Source organism: Achromobacter sp. UMC46 (genome assembly GCF_014170335.1).
Lineage (GTDB): Bacteria > Pseudomonadota > Gammaproteobacteria > Burkholderiales > Burkholderiaceae_B > Achromobacter.
On record NZ_LZZS01000036.1, the window covers coordinates 205,191 to 222,881 of the forward strand.

19 protein-coding genes and 1 riboswitch are annotated in these 17,691 nt (G+C 67.9%); of the genes, 14 read left to right on the forward strand and 5 right to left on the reverse strand.

Annotated elements, in window-relative coordinates:
• The first annotated feature begins 12 nt into the window (after nucleotides 1-12).
• The 10 genes from A9973_RS26310 to A9973_RS26355 all read left to right on the forward strand — a co-directional run bounded on the left by A9973_RS26310 (nucleotide 13) and on the right by A9973_RS26355 (nucleotide 9,386).
• Nucleotides 13-1,206 (forward strand): ABC transporter substrate-binding protein, encoded by a 1,194-nt coding sequence (locus A9973_RS26310; protein ID WP_183016560.1) that lies wholly within the window; start codon nucleotides 13-15, stop codon nucleotides 1,204-1,206.
• Nucleotides 1,203-2,117 carry a branched-chain amino acid ABC transporter permease gene (locus A9973_RS26315; RefSeq protein WP_183016561.1) on the forward strand — a complete coding sequence of 305 codons (915 nt, stop codon included), beginning with the start codon at nucleotides 1,203-1,205 and terminating at the stop codon, nucleotides 2,115-2,117. The genes A9973_RS26310 and A9973_RS26315 overlap by 4 nt, the downstream gene beginning before the upstream one ends.
• Nucleotides 2,114-3,100: a branched-chain amino acid ABC transporter permease gene (locus tag A9973_RS26320; RefSeq protein WP_183016562.1), complete on the forward strand. Its 987-nt coding sequence runs from the start codon at nucleotides 2,114-2,116 to the stop codon at nucleotides 3,098-3,100. Before A9973_RS26315 ends, A9973_RS26320 begins: the two co-directional genes overlap by 4 nt.
• A complete protein-coding gene (locus A9973_RS26325; RefSeq protein WP_183016563.1) occupies nucleotides 3,090-3,860 on the forward strand; it encodes an ABC transporter ATP-binding protein in 771 nt (256 codons plus the stop codon). The genes A9973_RS26320 and A9973_RS26325 overlap by 11 nt, the downstream gene beginning before the upstream one ends.
• Nucleotides 3,847-4,539 carry an ABC transporter ATP-binding protein gene (locus A9973_RS26330; protein ID WP_183016564.1) on the forward strand — a complete coding sequence of 231 codons (693 nt, stop codon included), beginning with the start codon at nucleotides 3,847-3,849 and terminating at the stop codon, nucleotides 4,537-4,539. The genes A9973_RS26325 and A9973_RS26330 overlap by 14 nt, the downstream gene beginning before the upstream one ends.
• 64 nt (nucleotides 4,540-4,603) lie before the next feature.
• Entirely contained in the window at nucleotides 4,604-5,365 is a 762-nt protein-coding gene (locus A9973_RS26335) for a GntR family transcriptional regulator (protein WP_183016698.1), read from the forward strand.
• Nucleotides 5,358-6,242: an alpha/beta hydrolase gene (locus A9973_RS26340; protein WP_183016565.1), complete on the forward strand. Its 885-nt coding sequence runs from the start codon at nucleotides 5,358-5,360 to the stop codon at nucleotides 6,240-6,242. Before A9973_RS26335 ends, A9973_RS26340 begins: the two co-directional genes overlap by 8 nt.
• 83 nt (nucleotides 6,243-6,325) lie before the next feature.
• Entirely contained in the window at nucleotides 6,326-7,240 is a 915-nt protein-coding gene (locus A9973_RS26345) for a LysR family transcriptional regulator (protein WP_183016566.1), read from the forward strand.
• A 145-nt stretch (nucleotides 7,241-7,385) separates the two neighbouring features.
• Nucleotides 7,386-8,378: a tripartite tricarboxylate transporter substrate binding protein gene (locus tag A9973_RS26350; RefSeq protein WP_183016567.1), complete on the forward strand. Its 993-nt coding sequence runs from the start codon at nucleotides 7,386-7,388 to the stop codon at nucleotides 8,376-8,378.
• A 63-nt stretch (nucleotides 8,379-8,441) separates the two neighbouring features.
• A complete protein-coding gene (locus A9973_RS26355; RefSeq protein ID WP_183016568.1) occupies nucleotides 8,442-9,386 on the forward strand; it encodes a succinylglutamate desuccinylase/aspartoacylase family protein in 945 nt (314 codons plus the stop codon).
• Nucleotides 9,387-9,432: 46 nt separating this feature from the next.
• Here A9973_RS26355 and A9973_RS26360 read toward each other — a convergent pair whose 3' ends face one another.
• The 3 genes from A9973_RS26360 to A9973_RS26370 form a co-directional block, all read right to left on the reverse strand.
• Nucleotides 9,433-9,954 (reverse strand): lipocalin family protein, encoded by a 522-nt coding sequence (locus A9973_RS26360; protein WP_183016569.1) that lies wholly within the window; start codon nucleotides 9,952-9,954, stop codon nucleotides 9,433-9,435.
• 82 nt (nucleotides 9,955-10,036) lie between these two features.
• A complete protein-coding gene (gene gshA, locus A9973_RS26365; protein ID WP_183016570.1) occupies nucleotides 10,037-11,608 on the reverse strand; it encodes a glutamate--cysteine ligase in 1,572 nt (523 codons plus the stop codon).
• 32 nt (nucleotides 11,609-11,640) lie between these two features.
• Nucleotides 11,641-12,534 carry an alpha/beta hydrolase gene (locus A9973_RS26370; RefSeq protein WP_183016571.1) on the reverse strand — a complete coding sequence of 298 codons (894 nt, stop codon included), beginning with the start codon at nucleotides 12,532-12,534 and terminating at the stop codon, nucleotides 11,641-11,643.
• A gap of 60 nt (nucleotides 12,535-12,594) precedes the next feature.
• On the opposite strand from A9973_RS26370, the gene A9973_RS26375 reads away from it, so the two are divergent.
• Nucleotides 12,595-13,152: a hypothetical protein gene (locus A9973_RS26375; RefSeq protein ID WP_183016572.1), complete on the forward strand. Its 558-nt coding sequence runs from the start codon at nucleotides 12,595-12,597 to the stop codon at nucleotides 13,150-13,152.
• Here A9973_RS26375 and A9973_RS31395 read toward each other — a convergent pair.
• Nucleotides 13,142-13,369, reverse strand: coding sequence for a helix-turn-helix domain-containing protein (locus A9973_RS31395; RefSeq protein ID WP_183016699.1), 228 nt, complete (start codon nucleotides 13,367-13,369; stop codon nucleotides 13,142-13,144). The two genes, A9973_RS26375 and A9973_RS31395, sit on opposite strands and share 11 nt — an antisense overlap.
• Before the next feature lie 233 nt (nucleotides 13,370-13,602).
• Between A9973_RS31395 and A9973_RS26385 the strand changes: the two genes are divergently transcribed.
• Nucleotides 13,603-14,502 (forward strand): AEC family transporter, encoded by a 900-nt coding sequence (locus tag A9973_RS26385; RefSeq protein WP_183016573.1) that lies wholly within the window; start codon nucleotides 13,603-13,605, stop codon nucleotides 14,500-14,502.
• A gap of 27 nt (nucleotides 14,503-14,529) precedes the next feature.
• On the opposite strand, the gene A9973_RS26390 is transcribed toward A9973_RS26385, so the two are convergent.
• Nucleotides 14,530-15,537 (reverse strand): Ldh family oxidoreductase, encoded by a 1,008-nt coding sequence (locus tag A9973_RS26390; RefSeq protein WP_183016574.1) that lies wholly within the window; start codon nucleotides 15,535-15,537, stop codon nucleotides 14,530-14,532.
• A 136-nt stretch (nucleotides 15,538-15,673) separates the two neighbouring features.
• A riboswitch (SAM riboswitch) is annotated at nucleotides 15,674-15,755 on the forward strand.
• Here A9973_RS26390 and A9973_RS26395 point away from each other — a divergent pair.
• Both A9973_RS26395 and metW read left to right on the forward strand, forming a co-directional pair.
• Nucleotides 15,745-17,007 carry a homoserine O-acetyltransferase gene (locus A9973_RS26395; RefSeq protein ID WP_183016575.1) on the forward strand — a complete coding sequence of 421 codons (1,263 nt, stop codon included), beginning with the start codon at nucleotides 15,745-15,747 and terminating at the stop codon, nucleotides 17,005-17,007. It overlaps the preceding riboswitch by 11 nt.
• Entirely contained in the window at nucleotides 17,004-17,618 is a 615-nt protein-coding gene (gene metW / locus A9973_RS26400; RefSeq protein WP_183016576.1) for a methionine biosynthesis protein MetW, read from the forward strand. The genes A9973_RS26395 and metW overlap by 4 nt, the downstream gene beginning before the upstream one ends.
• Nucleotides 17,619-17,691 lie beyond the last annotated feature (73 nt).

Consider the following 17,691-nt stretch of genomic DNA (forward strand, 5'->3'; position numbering starts at 1 on the left):
AAGGGGAAAAACATGATCAAGAAACAGAAAATGGGTCGCACGGCCGCCGCGTTGTCCGCCGCAGTGGGCGCGATGGCCGCCATGGGCGCGGCGCAGGCGGCGGAGCCCGTCAAGATCGGCTTCATCGCCACCTTGTCCACGCCGGCGGGCTACATCGGCGAAGACGAGCGCGACGCGTTCAATCTGGCCATCAAGCAAGGCGACGGCAAGCTGGGCGGCGTGCCGGTGCAGCTCGTCATCGAAGACGACGGCCTGAAGCCGGCCAACGCCAAGCAGGCGGCCGACCGCCTGCTGCAATCGGGCGTGAAGCTCTTTACCGGCGTGAACTTCTCGAACGTGCTGGCCGCCGTCGTGCCCAGCGTGGTGAAGTCGGGCGCCTTCTACGTCAGCCTGAATCCCGGCCCGTCGAACTTCGCGGGTGAAAAGTGCGACCCCAACTATTTCGTGGCGTCCTATCAGAACGACGCGTTCCACACGGCGGGCGGCGTGGCCGCCAACGAGCTGGGCTACAAGCGCGTGGTGCTGCTGGCGCCCAACTACCAGGCCGGCCGCGACGCGATCGAAGGCTTCAAGCGCACCTACAAGGGCGAGGTGGTGGCCGAGATCTACACCAAGCTGGACCAGTCCGACTTCTCGGTGGAACTGGCGCGCGTGCGCTCGCTGGCGCCCGAAGCCATCTACCAGTTCCACCCGGGCGGCACCGGCATCAACTTCGTCAAGCAATACGCGGCGGCCGGGCTGAACAAGACCATTCCGATGCTGATGCCCAGCTTCTCGATGGATGCGCGCATGATCCAGGCGACGGGCGACGCGTCGGCCGGGTCGTACACCACCGGCATCTGGTCGCAGGACTTCGACAACCCGCAGTCCAAGGCATTCGTGAAGGCGTTCAAGGACGCCTACGGCCGCGTGCCGACCGACTATGCGATGCAGGCGTACGACACCGCCCGCCTGATCGGCGAAGGCCTGAAGGCCACGGGCGGCGACCTGTCGAAAGCGGCGGAATTCCGCGCGGCGCTGCGCAAGCCCGATTTCACGTCCTTGCGCGGCAAGTTCAGCATGAACACCAACCAGCATCCCGTCCAGGACCTCTACCTGATGCGCATCGAGAAGGACAGCGCCGGCACCTTGTCGCCGCACCTTGTGCGCAAGCTGGTGTCCGACGATAAGGACGCCTACGCCCAATTCTGCAAGATGCCATCATGACGCTTCTGTTCGAACAGTTGCTGAACGGCTTGCAGTTCGGCGCCATGCTTTTCATGCTGGCGGCCGGACTGACGCTGATCTTCGGGATCATGGGCGTCGTGAACCTGACGCATGGGTCTTTCTACATGGTGGGCGCCTATTGCGCGGCCTACGCCATCGGCACCACCGGGTCCTTCCTGGCGGGCGTGCTGGCCGCGTTGATGGGTGCGGGCCTGTACGGCGTGTCGGTCGAAGTGCTGGTGATCCGCAAGCTCTACAAGCGCGACCACCTGTACCAGGTGCTGGCCACCTTCGGGTTGCTGCTGTTCTCCAACGAAGCGGTCAGCCTGATCTTCGGCCGGCGTCCGCCGCTGGTGGGCATCCCGCCGTTTCTCGAAGGCGCCGTGACGCTGGCGCCAGGCTTCCAGTATCCGGTGATCCGCCTGTCGTTCATCGCGATCGGCGCGCTGGTGGCGGTGGGCCTGTGGTGGCTGGTCAACCGCACGCGCATCGGCATGCTGATCCGCGCGGGCGCCGACGACCGCGAAATGGTGGACGCGCTGGGCGTCGACATCCGCAAACTCTACACGCTGGTGTTCGGCCTGGGTGCCGTGCTGTGCGGGCTGGCGGGCGTGATGGCCGCGCCGTTGCTGGCGGTCGAGATCGGCATGGGCGAACGTATCCTGATCACCACCTTCGTGGTCATCGTGATCGGCGGCGTGGGTTCCGTGCGCGGCGCCCTGGCGGGTGCCTTGCTGGTGGGCATGGTGGACAGCCTGGGGCGGGCCTTCCTGCCGCAGCTGCTGTCCACGGTGTTTTCGCCTGCCACCGCGGACCCCCTGGCGGCGGGCATGGCGTCGGCCAGTATCTATGTGCTGATGGCGATCGTGCTGATCGCCAGGCCGGGCGGCTTGTTTCCGGCGCGGGGATGATGATGGCAAAGACACTTTCGAATCGCGCCCGATGGGGCTTGGGCGGCCTGGTGGTGCTGATCCTGCTGCCGGCCGCGGCGCTGGCCTCGGGCTCGCCGTTCCTGATCGGCGTGGTGACGCGCTTTCTGATCTACGGGCTGGCGGCGGTCAGCCTGGACCTGGTGATCGGGTACGGCGCCATGGTCAGTTTCGGCCATGCCATGTTCTTCGGATTAGGCGGCTACGCGGTGGGCATCATCGCCTTCCATACCGCCGAGGCCGGGCCGATCTTCGGCTGGGCGGGCAGCAACGCGGCGCTGGTGGTGTGGCCGATCGCGCTTGCCGTCTGCGCGCTGGCCGGCTGGATCTTCGGCTACCTGGCGCTGCGCACGCGCGGCGTGCAGTTCATCATGATCACGCTGGCGTTCGGCCAGATGGTGTATTTCGTGCTGGTGTCGCTGCAGTTCTATGGCGGCGACGACGGGCTGATGATCCCGCAGCGCAACGTGCTGCCGGGCATCAATCTGGAAAGCCCGACGGTGTTCTATTACGTGTGCCTGGCGGTGCTGACGGCGTGGACGTTGTTCTGTATCCGTGTCACCAATTCGCGCTTCGGCATGGTGCTGCAAGCGCTGCGCCAGAGCGAACGGCGCGCGGTGAACCTGGGCGTGGCACCGACGCCGTACCGGCTGATCGCCTTTGTGCTGTCCGCCGTGGGCACGGGCCTGGCCGGGGTGCTGTGGGCCAACTATGCGGGGCTGGTCACGCCTGACATGGCCGCGTGGACCAAGTCCGGCGAACTGATGGCGATCGTGATCCTGGGCGGCGTGGGCACGTTGCTGGGGCCGATCGCGGGCGCGGCGGTGTTCCTGGGGCTGGAGCAGATGCTGTCGTCCCTGACCGAGCACTGGCTGCTGTACATGGGGCCGATCCTGGTGCTGGTGGTGTTGTGGGGCCAGAAAGGCCTGTTCGGGAAACTGCTGGAGACGCGTCATGCCGACTGACGAAAGCACCGTTCTTTTGCGGCTGACGCAGCTGCGCAAGGCCTTTGACGCGGTGGTCGCCACCAACGGCGTGGACCTGGATGTGCGGGCGGGCGAGATCCACGCCATCATCGGCCCCAATGGCGCCGGCAAGTCGACGCTGATCGCGCAGATCTGCGGCGAAATCCGGCCGGACTCGGGCAGCATCCACCTGAACGGCCAGGACGTCACGGCGCTGCGCGCTTTCGAGCGCGCGCGCCTCGGGCTAGGCCGGTCGTTCCAGATCACCGAGCTTTGCCACGAGTACACCGCGTTGGAAAACGTGATCCTGTCGCGCATGCTCAAGGGGGGGCGGGCCTTCCAGGCCTGGACCAATCCGCGCCATGACGAGGCGCTGAAGGCCGATGCGATGCAGTGGCTGGCGCATGTAGGCCTGCAAGACCGCCGCCATGTGCGGTCGGCGGACCTGGCGCACGGCGAGAAGCGGCAACTGGAGCTGGCGGTGGCGTTGGCGCGGTCGCCGCGGCTGCTGCTGCTGGACGAGCCGATGGCCGGCATGGGGCCCGAGGAATCGGCGCGCATGACGCGGTTGCTGCAAGGCATGAAAGGCGACTACGGCATCTTGCTGGTCGAACATGACATGGACGCCGTCTTCGCCCTGGCCGACCGCATCAGCGTGCTGGTCTACGGCCGCGTGGTGTTCAGCGGCACGCCGGACGAGGTGCGCCGCCATCCAGAGGTGCGCGCGGCCTATCTGGGAGAAGAGCATGTTGAAGGTTGACGGGCTGACCGGCGGCTACGGGTCCAGCAAAGTGCTGTTCGGCATGTCGTTCGAGGCCAGCGAAGGCGAAGTGATCTCGCTGATCGGCCGCAACGGCATGGGCAAGACCACTACCATCAAGACGCTGATGGGCATGCTGCCCGCGACCGGCGGCACGGTGCAGTTCCGCGGCCAGACGCTGGGGAAGGCCGCGCCCAGCACCGTGGCGCGGCTGGGCGTGGGCCTGGTGCCCGAAGGGCGGCGCGTGTTCGGTTCGCTTTCGGTGCAAGAAAACCTGGTGGCCACGGCGCGTGCCGCCGCGGGCGGCTGGGACCTGGAACGCGTCTACGCGCTGTTTCCGCGGTTGAAAGAGCGCCGCGCGCAATCGTCGCGCACGTTGTCGGGCGGTGAACAGCAGATGCTGGTCGTGGGCCGCGCACTGATGACCAACCCCAAGCTGCTGATCCTGGACGAGGCCACCGAAGGGCTGGCGCCGCTGATCCGGCAAGAGATCTGGCGCTGCCTGCGCGCCCTGAAAGGCGAAGGGCAGACCATCCTGGTCATCGACAAGAACCTGCCTGAAATGGCCCTGCTCGTCGACCGCCATTACATCGTGGACAAGGGCCGGGTGGCGTGGTCGGGCAGGCCGGCCGAGCTGTCCGCGCAGCCGGAGCTGGCGCAGCGGTATCTGGGGATATGACGCAGGTAGAATGACCCGCCTGCACGCAGGCCGGCGGGCAATCCGCCGACATCTGGAGAGCATGTTGAAGCCAAGAATCAAAGCTTCCCGCCAGGACGACGCCGGATCGGACGGGAATGCCGAAGTAGAGGAAATCACGCTGTCCGAGCAGGTCTACCGCCTGCTCCGGCGCGACATCATGAGCGGCGCTTTCGCACCCGGGCAATCCCTGCGGCTGGAACTGCTCAAGCAACGCTACGGCAGCAGCTTTTCACCGATCCGCGAGGCGCTCAACCGCCTGCGCAGCGAACGCATGGTCATCAACACGACGTCGCGCGGCTTCAGCATCGCGCCCCTGTCGGTCGAGGAAATGTGGGACGCCTGTGAAACCCGCATCCTGATCGATTGCGATGCGCTGCGGCGGTCGCTGGCCAACGCCGACGATGCCTGGGAAGCGCGGCTGGTCGGCGCCTATCATGCGTTGACGCTGGCCGCGCAGCGCGCGGGCGAGGCGCAGCCGCCTTCCGAAGAGCTGGAAGCGCTGCTTGAAGCGCGCCATCTGGATTTCCACCATGCGCTGATCGGCGCATGCCGGTCGCATTGGCTGCTGGACCTGTCCACGCAGCTCTACGCGCAGACCGAGCGCTACCGCCGTCCGGCGCGCGCCGGCGCCACGGCCTACGGGCCGGAGCGCAATGTCGACGACGAGCACCGCCAGTTGCTTGACGCCGCGATCTCGCGCGACGTCGAAGCCTCGGTCGCCATGCTGGCGGCGCACTACCGCAAAACCGCGCAGTTCATCGAGCGGATCATTTCGCAGCCCGACACGCAGGCCCGCCATGCATGACATGAACATCGACCTTTTCTTCCCCACCATCGCCGAGCGCGAAGTCCAATACAACGCCCGCGGATCGGTGCCGGATTTCGACGCCTGCGTGCGGCGTTACGCCGAGTCGTCGGCGCGGGTGCGTGCGCGCCGTCCCGCCGTGCTGGACCTGCGATACGGCATGGGCCACGACGAACGGCTGGACCTGTTCCTGCCTGCCGCGTCGCACGGGCCGGCGCCGCTTTTCGTGTTCATCCACGGCGGCTACTGGCGCGCCCAGCGCAAGGAAGACGCGCCGGTGATGGCCGAGGCGTTCAACGCGGCCGGCGCCGCCGTCGCGACGCTGGAGTACACGCTGGTGCCCGAAGCCACGCTGGGCGAAGTGGTGCGCGAAGTGCGTTCTGCCGTGGCGTGGCTGTACCGGAACGCGGCGGCCTACGGCGTGGACCCCGATCGCCTGTATGTCGGTGGCAGCTCGGCTGGCGGCCATCTGGCCGGCATGCTGGCCGCGCCCGGCTGGCCCGCCCGGTATGGCGTGCCGGACGACGTCATCAAGGGCACGCTGGCGCTGAGCGGGCTGTTCGACTTGCGGCCGCTGTGCGACATCCTGCCGAACACCTGGCTGCAGTTGACGCCCGAGCAGGCGGCGCACCAGAGCCCGATCTTCAACCTGCCGGAGCGCGCCGGCCCGATGCTGCTGGCCGTGGGCGGGGGCGAGACGCAGGGTTTCAAGAACCAGACCGCCGCGTTCGAAGCGGCCTGGAACGCCGCGGGCCTCGCGTCCACGCGCATCCCCACGCCGCACTGCAACCACTTCGACCTGGTCAACGAACTGGAAGACCCGGCCAGCGACCTGACCCGGGCCACGCTGGCGATGATGGGCCTGGCCGCGGGCTGATCCTGGCCGCGCGTTGATCCTGGCGGCCGGCGATCCGGCGGCCGGCGACCCGGCGGCCGGCCGATGGCGTAAGCTTGCGCCTCATGGCCGACCTGAAACTCCTTGAAGACCTGATCGCGCTGGCGCGCACCGGCAGTTTCGTGCGCGCGGCCGAGCTGCGCCACGTGACGCATCCTGCATTCGGGCGGCGCATCCGCGCGCTGGAAACCTGGGCGGGCGCGCCGCTGGTCGAACGGCAGCACCTGCCGGTCACGTTGACGCCGGAAGGCGAAGCGCTGCTGAAGACGGCCACTCAAGTCGTCGAGCAGATGGGGCTGGTGCGCCACCGCATCCGCAGTTCCGGCGCGGGCGGCGAAGCCGTGCTGCGCATCGCCACCGGCCGCAGCCTGGCCCGCACGCTGGTGGCGGACTGGATCGCCCGGCTGCGCCACCGCACGCCCAAAGTGTTGACCGAAGGCACCCAGGTGGAACTGTCCACCGGCAAGGCGCAGGACCTGGTGGTGCGGCTGGAGCAGGGCAAGATGGACTTGCTCTGCTGCTACGAGCACCCGGCGCTGTCTGTGCCGCTCAGTCCGGCGCGCTACCGCTACATGACCCTGGCGACCGACAAGCTGGTGCCCGTCAGTCAGGTGGACGCGCGCGGGCGCGCCCGCTACACGCTTCAGGACGGCGGCGCGCCGGTGCCGCTGATCACGTATACGGGCGGCCTGGCGATGGAGCGCATCGTCGGCGACCGCCTGGAGGCCACCCCTTACGCGTTGACCCCGTTCGTGCGCAGCGATTCCCTGGATGCGGCGCATGGCGCCGTGGCCAAGGGCGTGGGCGTGGCATGGTTGCCGTGGTCCATGGTGGCGGCCGATTGCCGCCGGGGCGCGTTGGCCGCGCTGGGCGGGCGCAGCGAAGAGATCGCCTTCGAGGTGCGCCTGTACCGTCCGCGGGCCCGGCTGACGGACCTGGCGGAAGCGGCCTGGGAAGCTACCGCCAACCGCAAGGCCTGACGCGCCGGCGCCATCGTCAAGCCGGATAAGCACCATAATGTGCCGTTTTGGCACGGATGGCGCGGGCACTGCCCATGAAAATGTGGGCCTAAACCTCAAACGAGACGGCAACGCCGTCCACCCCCAGCACCCCAAGGAAGAAAACATGACATCCCTTCTGCATCCGCTGCGTGCAGCGCTTGTTGCGCTTTGTGCCGCCTCGGCCCTTGCCGTCGCACCGGCCGCGTCCGCTGCCGACTACCCCGCCCGCAGCGTGTCGCTGATCGTCGGCTACCCGGCCGGCGGCAGCCTGGACCTGACCGCCCGCCTGCTGGGCGAAGAACTGGGCAAGCGCCTGGGCCAGACCGTGATCGTGGAAAACGTGGGCGGCGCCGGCGGCACGATCGGCGCGCAACGCGTGGCGCGCGCAGCCCCCGACGGCTACACGATCTTTCTGGGCTCCACCAATGAAATGGTGATCGCCCGCATGATCAACACCGCGGTCAAGTACGACAGCGCGAAGGATTTCACCGCCCTGGGGCTGGTGGCCTCGCAGCCGATGTTGTTGGCGGCCAGCAAGAATTCCGGCGTGAAGACCGCCGCCGATTACCTGAAGAAGCTGCGTGGCGCCGAACCCGGCACGTTCAACTACGGTTCGTCCGGCGTGGGCACCACGCTGCACCTGGCCGGCGAAATGATCAACCAGGCCACCGGCACCCGCGCCGAGCACGTGCCGTACCGCGGCGTGTCGCCGCTGGTCACGGACCTGATGAGCGGTCAGCTGGACTACGGCATGCTGGTGCTGTCTTCGGGGCTGCCGCAAGTGCGCAGCGGCAACATCGTGGCGCTGGGCCTGACCGAGAACAAGCGCTCGCCGGCCGCACCCGAGATCGCGCCGCTGGCCGCGACGCCGGGCTTCGAGTCCGTCGACATCAACCTGTGGTTCGCGCTGTACGGCCCTGCCGGCCTGCCCGAGCCCGTCGTCGCCAAGCTGCGCGGCGTGCTGGACGAAACGCTGAAGTCCGAGGCCTTCCGCGCCAAGATGCAGGACGCTGGCGGCGAAGTGGCCAAGCCGGGCGTCGACCTGGCCGCGTATCAGGCCGAAGAGACGAAGAAGTACGGCGCGCTGGTCAAGGCGGCGAAGATCGAGGCCCAATAAGCCGGACCCCGCCGTTCCAGGCATTCATCCATCGCAAGACCAGGCAGACAAGCGGACATCATCATGGAATTCAAGCTTCCCGTTCCCGACCTCGGCGCCGAGCGCGCCGGCAACACCGATACGCCGGGCGTCTGGCATTTCGATTCGGGCGTGCCGGGCAGGGCGCTCATGGTGTCCGCGCTGGTGCATGGCAACGAACTCTGCGGCGCCTGGGCGCTGAAAGACCTGCTGGCTGCCGGCGTGACGCCGCGCCGCGGCAGCTTGACGCTGGCCTTCTGCAACCTGGACGCGTTCGACCGGTTCGACCACGCCAACCACGACGCCTCGCGCTTCGTGGCCGAAGACATGAACCGCGTCTGGAGCGCCGAGCGCTTGGACAACCCCACCACGCCGGACCGCCAGCGCGGCGCGGCGCTGCGCCCGTGGGTGCAGCGCGCCGACTGGCTGCTGGACCTGCATTCCATGCACGAGCCGGGCGCGCCCCTGCTGTTGACGGGCGTCTTGCCGCGCAACATCGCGCTGGCGCGCCGTTTGAAGGCGCCGCAGCACGTGATCGTGGACGCGGGCCACAAGGACGGCGTGCGCATGCGCGACTTCGCGCAGTTCGGCGACCCGGCGCGCGAAGACGCCTGCGCCTTGCTGATCGAATGCGGCTTCCACGGCGAGCTGGCCTCGCGCGACGTGGCGCGCGACATGGTGGCACGCATGCTGGTGGAATCCGGGGTAATCGATGCGGCGGACGTGCCTGCCGGCTGGCGGCTGCCCGATCCCGCCGCGCAGCGTGTGCTGGAAGTGACGGACGCGGTGGTCGCGCCGTCCATGGACCTGCGATTCGCGGAAGGCTGGACGGGGCTTGAAACCTTGGAGCAGGCGGGTTCGGTGATCGGTTGGGCGGATGGCCAGGCCATCGTGACGCCCTACGACCATTGCACGCTGATCATGCCGTCGCTGCGGCAGTTGAAGCCCGGCGTGACGGTGCTGCGGTTGGCGCGCGACTACGCGGGCTGAGCGGCGAGGGGCGACCGGCTAGGGCGACCGGTGCCGGCTGCCCGCGTCATTTCTGCGGCGTGTAGCGCAGTTCGTCCAATTCGTATCCCTGGGCCTTGGCCGAGGCCAGGGCCTTGTCCAGTTCTTCCTTGGGCAGTTGCGGCGAACGCGACAGAATCCACAAGTACTTGCGGTCGGGCGTGCCGACGACGGACCAGCGGTATTCCGGGTCCAGGCCGATCACCCAGTAATCGCCCTTGAACGGTTTGGCGAACGACACTTCAAGCTTGGCGTTGTTGCTGCCTGGGACGACGGTCGCCGTGCCCGAGGCCGAATCGATATCGCCGTCCTTGGTGCGGCAGCGGTTGTTCACGCCCACGGTGCCGTCGGCATGCGCGGTGTATTCGGCGGTGGTGTCTCCCACGCAGTTGCGCTGGAAGAACATGGGGAAATTCGCGATTTCGTACCACATGCCGGCGTAACGCTTCAGGTCCACCGATTCCACGGTCTGCATGGCCGGCGGCGCGGCATGGGCGATTCCCGCCATGCTGGCTGCCAAGGCCAGCAAGAATGTTGCAGTGCGGCGCATGGAAAAAACCTCCTGATTGACAGACGCGGTTGCGGGCGCCGGGTCAAGTAGGCGCCGCGAACCGAAACCCTAACGATACGCCTTATTTGCGAGGGGCCTTCAGCGCCTCGTGGTAGCGCGCGACGTAGGTGGCGAAATCCACCGTGTCCGACTGTTCGATGCGAAGCTGCTCTTGTGTCGATTGCGCGGCCGCCTGCTCATAAGCTGCCGCCAGGTCCGAGGGCAGCGCTTGCGCGCGCAGCGCCTCGGCGTGCTGGCGGCTTTGCTGCAGCGAATAGTCATGGAACGACAGGCCGCTGCGCTTGAGCGAGTCCAGCAGGCGGGCCGACGGCGTGGCGTCCGGCTGATCGAGCTTGGCGCGCTGCGCGTCCAGCGCTTCGGCGTAGGCGCTGCCGCCCAGTGCGGAATCGAACAGCGCGGCGTACGGCGCGATCTGGTCCAGCAATTCATGGCCCCACTGCGTCAGCGTGACGGTCTGGCCCTCGCGGTCCAGCGTCAGGCCCGGCTTGCGGCCTTCCTTGACGACGGTCGAGAAGTTGTCGGCGCTGCGCTGACAGTAGCCGTTGTCGGGGAAGAAGGGGCTGTCGGATGCGGTGCAGAACAGCAGGAACGCGTCGACGAAGCGGCTGGTGCTGGCGTCGATGCCCACGGGCGAATCCGGGTCGATGTCCAGGCAGCGCACTTCCACGTATTGCACGCCGCGTTCGGTCAGCGCCGTGATGGGGCGTTCGCAGCGGCCGGTGGCGCGCTTGGGGCGGATGCTGGAGTAGTACTCATTTTCGATCTGCAGCACGTTCGTGTTCAGCTGGATCCATTCCCCGTTCCGATGCGTGCCCAGCTTCTGGTAGTCGGGCCAGGGTTGAGTCACGGCGTCGTACAGGCGGCCCAGGAACGTATCCAGGTCGTTGTAGCAAAGCTTGAGCTGCGACTGGGCCTTGTTCTGGTAGCCCAGGTCGCTCATGCGCAGGCTGGTGGCGTAGGGCAGGTACAGCGTGTGGTCGCCCAGGCGTTCCAGCGGGTGCTCGCGGCCGCGCAGGAAATCGCTGGCCAGCGCCGGCGCCGCGCCGAACAGGTACATCAGCAGCCACGAATAGCGCGTGAAGTTTCGGATCAGCCCGATATAGCCGCGCGAACGGCGGTCTTGCACCGAACCCGGCTGCGTATCCAGCACGGACCAGAGGTCTTCGGCCAACGAAAAGTTGTAGTGCACGCCGGCGATGCATTGCATCGTCTTGCCATAGCGCTCGGCCAGCCCGCGGCGGTACACATGCTTGAGCATGCCCGTGTTGGACTTGCCGTACCAGGCGATGGGGATGTCCGCTTCGGGGGGAAGCGTCGCGGGCATGGACTGGTTCCAGATCAGCTCATGGTCCAGCACGCTGTAGACGTGGCGGTGGGTATTGGCCAGTTCGGCCAGCAGCGCGTCCACATCCGTGTGCGTGCCGGTGATCAGTTCCAGCAGAGACTCGGAATAGTCAGTGGTGACGTGTTCGTTGGTCAGCGCCGAACCCAGGCCCGCCGGGTGCGGCGTGCGGGACAGGATGCCCTGCTCGTCCACGCGCAGGCCTTCTTTCTCGATGCCTCGCAGCGTCTGGGTCAGCAGCGAGCGGTTGGCCTCTAGGCGGGAGAGGCGGTTGGCGGCGGTATCAGTCACGGATTCTTCTCGTTGGGGTCTGTCGCCGGATTTTACGGGGTGCCGGCCTCCTGTGCCGAGGGAGCCAGTACAGGGCGCAGGGACAATGCCTGCGCCGTGCGGGCCAGCCACTCGTCGAGATCAGCATAAACCGGATCGGAAATAGGGGCCGTCTCGTTGAAGATCTCGTGCCAGGCGGTGTCGTACCAGCGCAGCGTCAGCAATTCGGCCGGGGCGCGCTGGGCGAACTGGCGGCTGCCTTCGGCGGCGACGATGGAATCGTCGCCCGCCACCATCAGCAGGGTGCGGCAGGGCAGCAGCCCGGCCTCGCGCAGGGCTTCCTGGCCGCCTTCGTCCACGAAACGCGCCAACCTGCCCGTCATGCGGCGCCTGACCAGCGGGTCGGAGCGGTAGGCTTTCACCACCGCCCGGTCGTGTGAGATCCGGGCGGGCGCCAGGCCGTGAGGTACCCGCAGGTCGGGCGCATGGAGCGACATCCAGGTCAGGGTGCGGCGCACCCACTGTGGCACGTGAACCACGAACGGCGGGGAACTCAGGACCAGGGCGTCCAGCTCGGCCATGCGGCGCAAGGCGATCCGCACCGCCACCAGCGCGCCCAGGCTGTGGGCCAGCAGGATGGGCGGGCGGCCCTGGGCCTGGGTCCAGGCGTGCAGGCGGTCGGCGGCGTCGGTGACGAGGTCTTCCTGGTGGCTCAGCGTGGCGGCCGGGCCGCCCGAGCGCCCGTGACCGCGATGGTCGTGCGCGCCCACGGCCCAGCCGCGGGCGGTCAGCCAGCGGGCCAGGCGGTCATAACGCCCGGCGTGTTCGCTCAGGCCGTGCATCAGATAGATGCTGGGCGTGCCGGGGCCGGTGATCGGCGGGGGCACATTCGGGGCGGCGGGCCAGACATAATTGGCCAAAGGGGTGCCGTCGGGCGCGGGGGTCATGGAAATCGGCGACAATTTCTGGATTCCTTGAAATGGATAGACCGTCCAGGTCCTCGGGTAATGACGATTTCATCGCTGTTTCGTTTCATGTTCAAGAAAGCCGGCATCTTTGTGGGGTTGGCGCTGGTGCTGGCCGCGTGTTCGCCCCGTTACAACTGGCGGGAAGTCGATGTGGCGGACGGCCATGTGCGCGCCGCCTTCCCGGACCGGGTCATGACGGACACCCGGGACTTGCGCCTGGATACCCATACCTTGCGTTTTACCCTGGCGACCGCCACCGTGGGGGACGCCGTGTTCGCGGTAGGATCGGCCCCGCTGCCGCCGGAGATCGCGGCGGACCCGGTGGCCAGGCAGGCGCTGGGCAGGGCGCTTGTGGTGTCGCTATACGCCAACATGCAGGCCCCGGCGCCTACGGAATGGCCGGTTTACGGGCAGGATATCGAGGTGCACGGCAATGCCATGGGCAAGCCGGGGTGGTTGCAGGCCAAGGTCTGGGTGACCGACACCATGTTGATCGAAGCGGTGGCCGCGGGCACGCAGGAAAGCCTGCCGGCGGAGCGGGCGCGCGAGTTCCTGCGGTCGGTGGTGATCAACCCGGCCAAGCCCGTCAAGCCGTGACGGCATCCAGCAAGCCCTGGCGCAGCGCCGCGACGACCGCGGCCCGCCGGCCGCGCACGCCAAGCTTGGCGCAGGCGTTGCGCAAGTGGAAGTTCACCGTGCTTTCGCTGACGTCCAGGATGCGGGCGGTTTCCCAGCTGGTCTTGCCTGCCGCCGACCAGTACAGGCAGGCCGCCTGGCGGTCGGACAGCGCTTTCGGGGGCGGCGGCGCCGACAGCGACGTCAGCGGCAAGATCGCCGGATTCAGGGCGGACAAGGGCTGGGACGGCGCCTGCAAGGACGCCTGCAACAAGGGGCGGTACGCGGACAAGCGGCGGATGGCGGTCATGGCGGCGGGGGGCTGGGCGCCCTGTAGTTGACGGGGGTGCCCCATGCTGCGGTGCCGGCGGCTGGCAGGCAAGCATTGATGCCGCGGCGCATCAAACTCTTTATCTCTGACGGAATAGTCGTATGTTGGCCATCATCCAGTTCTACCTGTCAGCCATCGTGCTGATGCTGCCGTTGCTGTTCTGCGTGGGCATTGGGGTGTTCTGGGGCAAGCGCGACATTCCCTTCGGCGGCACGTTCATCACCACGCTGGTGACGTCGGTGACAACGCCGGCCCTGGTGTTCCATACCTTCGTCACGACCCACCTGGACGACCGCGCGCTGGCCGACGTGGCCGCAGCCACGCTGCTGGCGCTGCTGCTGTGCGCGGGGGTCGCCGCGTTGCTGCTGAAGGTCTGGAAGCTGCCGGTGCGCACGTTGCTGCCCACGGCATTCCTGCCTAATGCCGGCAACCTGGGCCTGCCGATCTCGCAATTGGCGTTCGGCGATGCCGGCCTGTCGGTGGCCGTGGCGTTCTTCGCGGTGAATTCGTTCGTCATGCATACGATCGCCGTGCGGCTGCTGCCCGGCGTGAACACCAAGGGCAGCTGGAAGAGCCCCATCCTGCTGGCCTCGGTGGTGGCGGTGGCGCTGCGCATGCTGCACATCCCGGTACCGGAATGGGTGGTCGAGACGGCCCGCATGCTGGGCGCCGTGACGGTGCCGCTGATGCTGCTGAGCCTGGGGCACGCCCTGGCGCTGATTCCGTCCAACGGCTTGCGCGACGGGGCCAAGGTGGCGGCGATCCGGCTGGGGGTCGGGCTGGCGGCAGGGCTGGCCGTGGTGTGGGCGCTGGATCTGGAACCCGTGCTGGCGGGTGCGCTGACGCTGCAGATGGCGATGCCCTGCGCGGTGGTCAGCTACATGTACGCCAAGCGCTATACGCCTTTGGGCGACACCGCGGCGGGCGCGGTGCTGGTGTCTACCGTAGTGTTCCTGCTGTTGGCGCCGCTGATGCTGTGGTTCACCCGCGCCGGGGCATAGGCCCGGGCGGGTGTCGCTGCGAACGCGTCAAACCACGCCCGCCATCGTTCGCAATTGCGCCATGAGCGCGTCCGGGATGTCCACGCCGTGTTTGACGGCCTCGTCGCGCAGCTTGCGGCGGCGGTCGCCGGGCAGGCGCACGCCGTCGTCGTCCAGCATGGCGTCGACGAGCGTTTCGACGCGTTCCAGGTAGGTGTTGTTGCCGGCCAGCGCGCCCGGGTCGATCGCCATGAACGCCTGGCCCAGCCGGGCGGGGCCGCCCGCGTCGACGAAAAACGATTCCGTCTCGAAACCGAAGTGCGCGCCCGTCAATGCGCAGGCCAGCAGTTCGACGATCAGCGCCAGCATCGCGCCTTTGACGCCGCCCGCGGGCAGCATGCTGCCCGCCAGGCCCGCCTTGGGATCGGTGGTGGGCTGGCCGTTCGCGTCCAGCGCCCAACCCAGCGGAATAGGCTGGTTGTCGCGCGCGGCGATCATCAGCTTGCCGCGCGCCACTTGGGACAGCGACAGGTCGATCACCAGGCGCGCGCCGTTGCGGCGGGGAAAGACCGCGGCGATGGGGTTGGTGCCGAAGAGCGGCCGCTTGCCGCCCCAGGCGGGCATGGCGGCCGGCGAATTGCTCAGCGCCAGCGCCACCTGCCCGGCATCGGCCAAGGCCTCCAGGTGGTAGCCCGCTTCGCCGAAATGGTGGCTGTTGGTCACGCCGATGAAGGCGATGCCGTGTTCGCGGGCGCGCGCGGCGGCTTGCTCCACCGCCATCGCGCAGGCGGGGAAGGCCAGGCCCGAGCCCGCGTCGATCAGGGCCGCGCCGCCGCGCTCGTGCACGATGCGCGGCACGGCCGAACCGATGGCGCGGCCCGCTCGCAGGTGGCCGGCGTAGAACGGCACCCGCGACAGGCCGTGGGAACCCAGGCCCTGGCTTTCGGCGAAGACCAGCGCGCGGGCGGTGCTGTCGGCCATCGCCGGGTTGGCGCCGGCGGCGGCCAGGCCGGCCGCCGCCAGGTGTTGAAGTTCGTCCAGATAGATGTGAGCCATAGCCTTCCTGTCAGGGGGGGCGCGCCGCGTCGGGGCGGGGGCGCCGCCGGCAATGCCTATTGTCCCACCGGCGCACGGGCTGCGGCCGCGTTCGCAAGCAGTGCTAGAATTCTTTTCGCAGTACCCATTGCATCACCCATATTTCGGCGCCGATTTGCCTGATCCGCTTGCGGGCGCCTTCCAATAAATCCAGCTAAAGAGGTCCGTATGACCACTCCTGCCCAACATTTGGCCGGTGATTCGGCCAGCGGGTTCGTTCCCGCAACCGTCACGACTTCCGACTCCGTTGATCCCGGTTCCGTCGGTCTTGTCGCACCCGTCTTCATCCGTTCCGATGAGCCGCTGCCCTTGCTCAGCGGCCAGTCGCTGGCCGCCTACGAACTTGCCGTGGAAACCTACGGCACGTTGAACGCGCAGCGCACCAACGCGGTCCTGATCTGCCATGCGCTCAATGCCTCGCACCACGTGGCGGGGCAGGCGGCGCAAAACCCCAGCGACGTGGGGTGGTGGGACAACATGGTCGGCCCCGGCAAGCCGGTGGACACCAACATCTTCTTCGTGATCGGCGTCAACAACCTGGGCTCGTGCTTCGGCTCGACTGGCCCGGCCAGCATCAACCCGGCCACCGGCACGCCCTGGGGCGCCGCGTTCCCGGTGCTGACGGTGGAAGACTGGGTGCGCGCGCAGGCCCGCGTGGCCGACCACTTCGGCGTCGAACGCTTCGCGGCGGTGATGGGCGGATCGCTGGGCGGCATGCAAGCGCTCAGCTGGGCCATCACGCTGCCCGACCGCGTGGCCAACTGCGTGGTGATCGCCAGCACGCCGCGCCTGTCGGCGCAGAACATCGGCTTCAATGAAGTCGCGCGCCGGGCCATCATCACCGACCCGGATTTCCACGGCGGCGACTACTACGCGCAAGACACCGTGCCGCGCCGCGGCCTGTCGGTGGCGCGGATGATCGGCCACATCACCTACCTGTCCGACGACGACATGGCCGAGAAATTCGGCCGCGCGCAGCGCGCGCCCGCCGAGAACGGCGCGTACCACTACGGCTACGACGTCGAGTTCGAGGTGGAGTCGTACCTGCGATACCAGGGCGAAAAGTTCACCCGCTATTTCGACGCCAACACCTATCTGCTGATCACGCGCGCGCTGGACTATTTCGATCCGGCGCGCACGACGGGCGGCGACCTGGCGCGCGCGCTGGCGCCGGCCAAGGCCGATTTCCTGCTGGTGTCGTTCTCGACGGACTGGCGCTTCCCGCCCGAGCGTTCGCGCGAGATCGTGCGCGCGCTGCTGAAGAACGCCAGCCCCGTGACCTACGCCGAAATCGACGCGCCGCATGGCCACGACGCCTTCCTGCTGGAAGACGCGCGCTACCATGCCGTGGTGCGCGGCTATTACGAACGGATCGCGCGCGAACTTGGGCTTGGCGCCGCCGCCGCCCCGACCGAAGGACGTTCCGAATGACCCCTGTGACCCCCCGCTATGCCCACAGCGCGCTGCGGCCCGACCTGGCGCGCATCGCCGGATGGATCGAGCCCGGCAGCCGCGTCCTGGACCTGGGCTGTGGCGACGGCGCGCTGCTGGCGCATCTGCGCGACCACCGCCAGGTGCGCGGCGCGGGCGTCGAGCTGGACGACACCTGCGTCATCGCCTGCGTGCGCCGCGGGGTCGAGGTGATCCAGCAGAACCTGGAAGACGGCCTGGCGCTGTTCGACGACAAGCAGTTCGATACCGTCGTGCTGTCGCAGACCCTGCAGTCCATGCACCGCACCGAACACATCCTGCGCGAGATGGCGCGGGTGGCGCGGTATGGCATCGTGTCGTTTCCCAACTTCGGCTACTGGCCGCACGGCTGGGCCATCCTGCGCGGCCGCATGCCGGTGACGGGCCAGATGCCCTACCAGTGGTACAACACGCCGAACATCCACCTGTGCACGCTGCGCGATTTCGAGCAACTGGCGGGCGAAGTGGACGTGCGCATCCTGGAACGCGCGACATTCAATGAAGGCCGCGAGGTCAAGCTGTTCCCCAGCTGGCGCAGCACGCTGGCGGTCTACCGCTTCGCGTCGCCCTGACATTCCGACACCGAACGTCCTGACGGCGCGGGCGAACAGGCCCTAAAATGCCGCAAGCCCGCGGCGCGATGCC

What these genes read in the sequence shown, in the direction of transcription:
- A9973_RS26310 (WP_183016560.1), top strand. Translation starts at nt 13, where the DNA reads ATGATCAAGAAACAGAAAATGGGTCGCACGGCCGCCGCGTTGTCCGCC.
- A9973_RS26315 (WP_183016561.1), top strand. Translation starts at nt 1,203, where the DNA reads ATGACGCTTCTGTTCGAACAGTTGCTGAACGGCTTGCAGTTCGGCGCC.
- A9973_RS26320 (WP_183016562.1), top strand. Translation starts at nt 2,114, where the DNA reads ATGATGATGGCAAAGACACTTTCGAATCGCGCCCGATGGGGCTTGGGC.
- A9973_RS26325 (WP_183016563.1), top strand. Translation starts at nt 3,090, where the DNA reads ATGCCGACTGACGAAAGCACCGTTCTTTTGCGGCTGACGCAGCTGCGC.
- A9973_RS26330 (WP_183016564.1), top strand. Translation starts at nt 3,847, where the DNA reads ATGTTGAAGGTTGACGGGCTGACCGGCGGCTACGGGTCCAGCAAAGTG.
- A9973_RS26340 (WP_183016565.1), top strand. Translation starts at nt 5,358, where the DNA reads ATGCATGACATGAACATCGACCTTTTCTTCCCCACCATCGCCGAGCGC.
- A9973_RS26345 (WP_183016566.1), top strand. Translation starts at nt 6,326, where the DNA reads ATGGCCGACCTGAAACTCCTTGAAGACCTGATCGCGCTGGCGCGCACC.
- A9973_RS26350 (WP_183016567.1), top strand. Translation starts at nt 7,386, where the DNA reads ATGACATCCCTTCTGCATCCGCTGCGTGCAGCGCTTGTTGCGCTTTGT.
- A9973_RS26355 (WP_183016568.1), top strand. Translation starts at nt 8,442, where the DNA reads ATGGAATTCAAGCTTCCCGTTCCCGACCTCGGCGCCGAGCGCGCCGGC.
- A9973_RS26360 (WP_183016569.1), bottom strand. Translation starts at nt 9,954, where the DNA reads ATGCGCCGCACTGCAACATTCTTGCTGGCCTTGGCAGCCAGCATGGCG.
- A9973_RS26370 (WP_183016571.1), bottom strand. Translation starts at nt 12,534, where the DNA reads ATGACCCCCGCGCCCGACGGCACCCCTTTGGCCAATTATGTCTGGCCC.
- A9973_RS26375 (WP_183016572.1), top strand. Translation starts at nt 12,595, where the DNA reads ATGACGATTTCATCGCTGTTTCGTTTCATGTTCAAGAAAGCCGGCATC.
- A9973_RS26385 (WP_183016573.1), top strand. Translation starts at nt 13,603, where the DNA reads ATGTTGGCCATCATCCAGTTCTACCTGTCAGCCATCGTGCTGATGCTG.
- A9973_RS26390 (WP_183016574.1), bottom strand. Translation starts at nt 15,537, where the DNA reads ATGGCTCACATCTATCTGGACGAACTTCAACACCTGGCGGCGGCCGGC.
- A9973_RS26395 (WP_183016575.1), top strand. Translation starts at nt 15,745, where the DNA reads ATGACCACTCCTGCCCAACATTTGGCCGGTGATTCGGCCAGCGGGTTC.
- metW (WP_183016576.1), top strand. Translation starts at nt 17,004, where the DNA reads ATGACCCCTGTGACCCCCCGCTATGCCCACAGCGCGCTGCGGCCCGAC.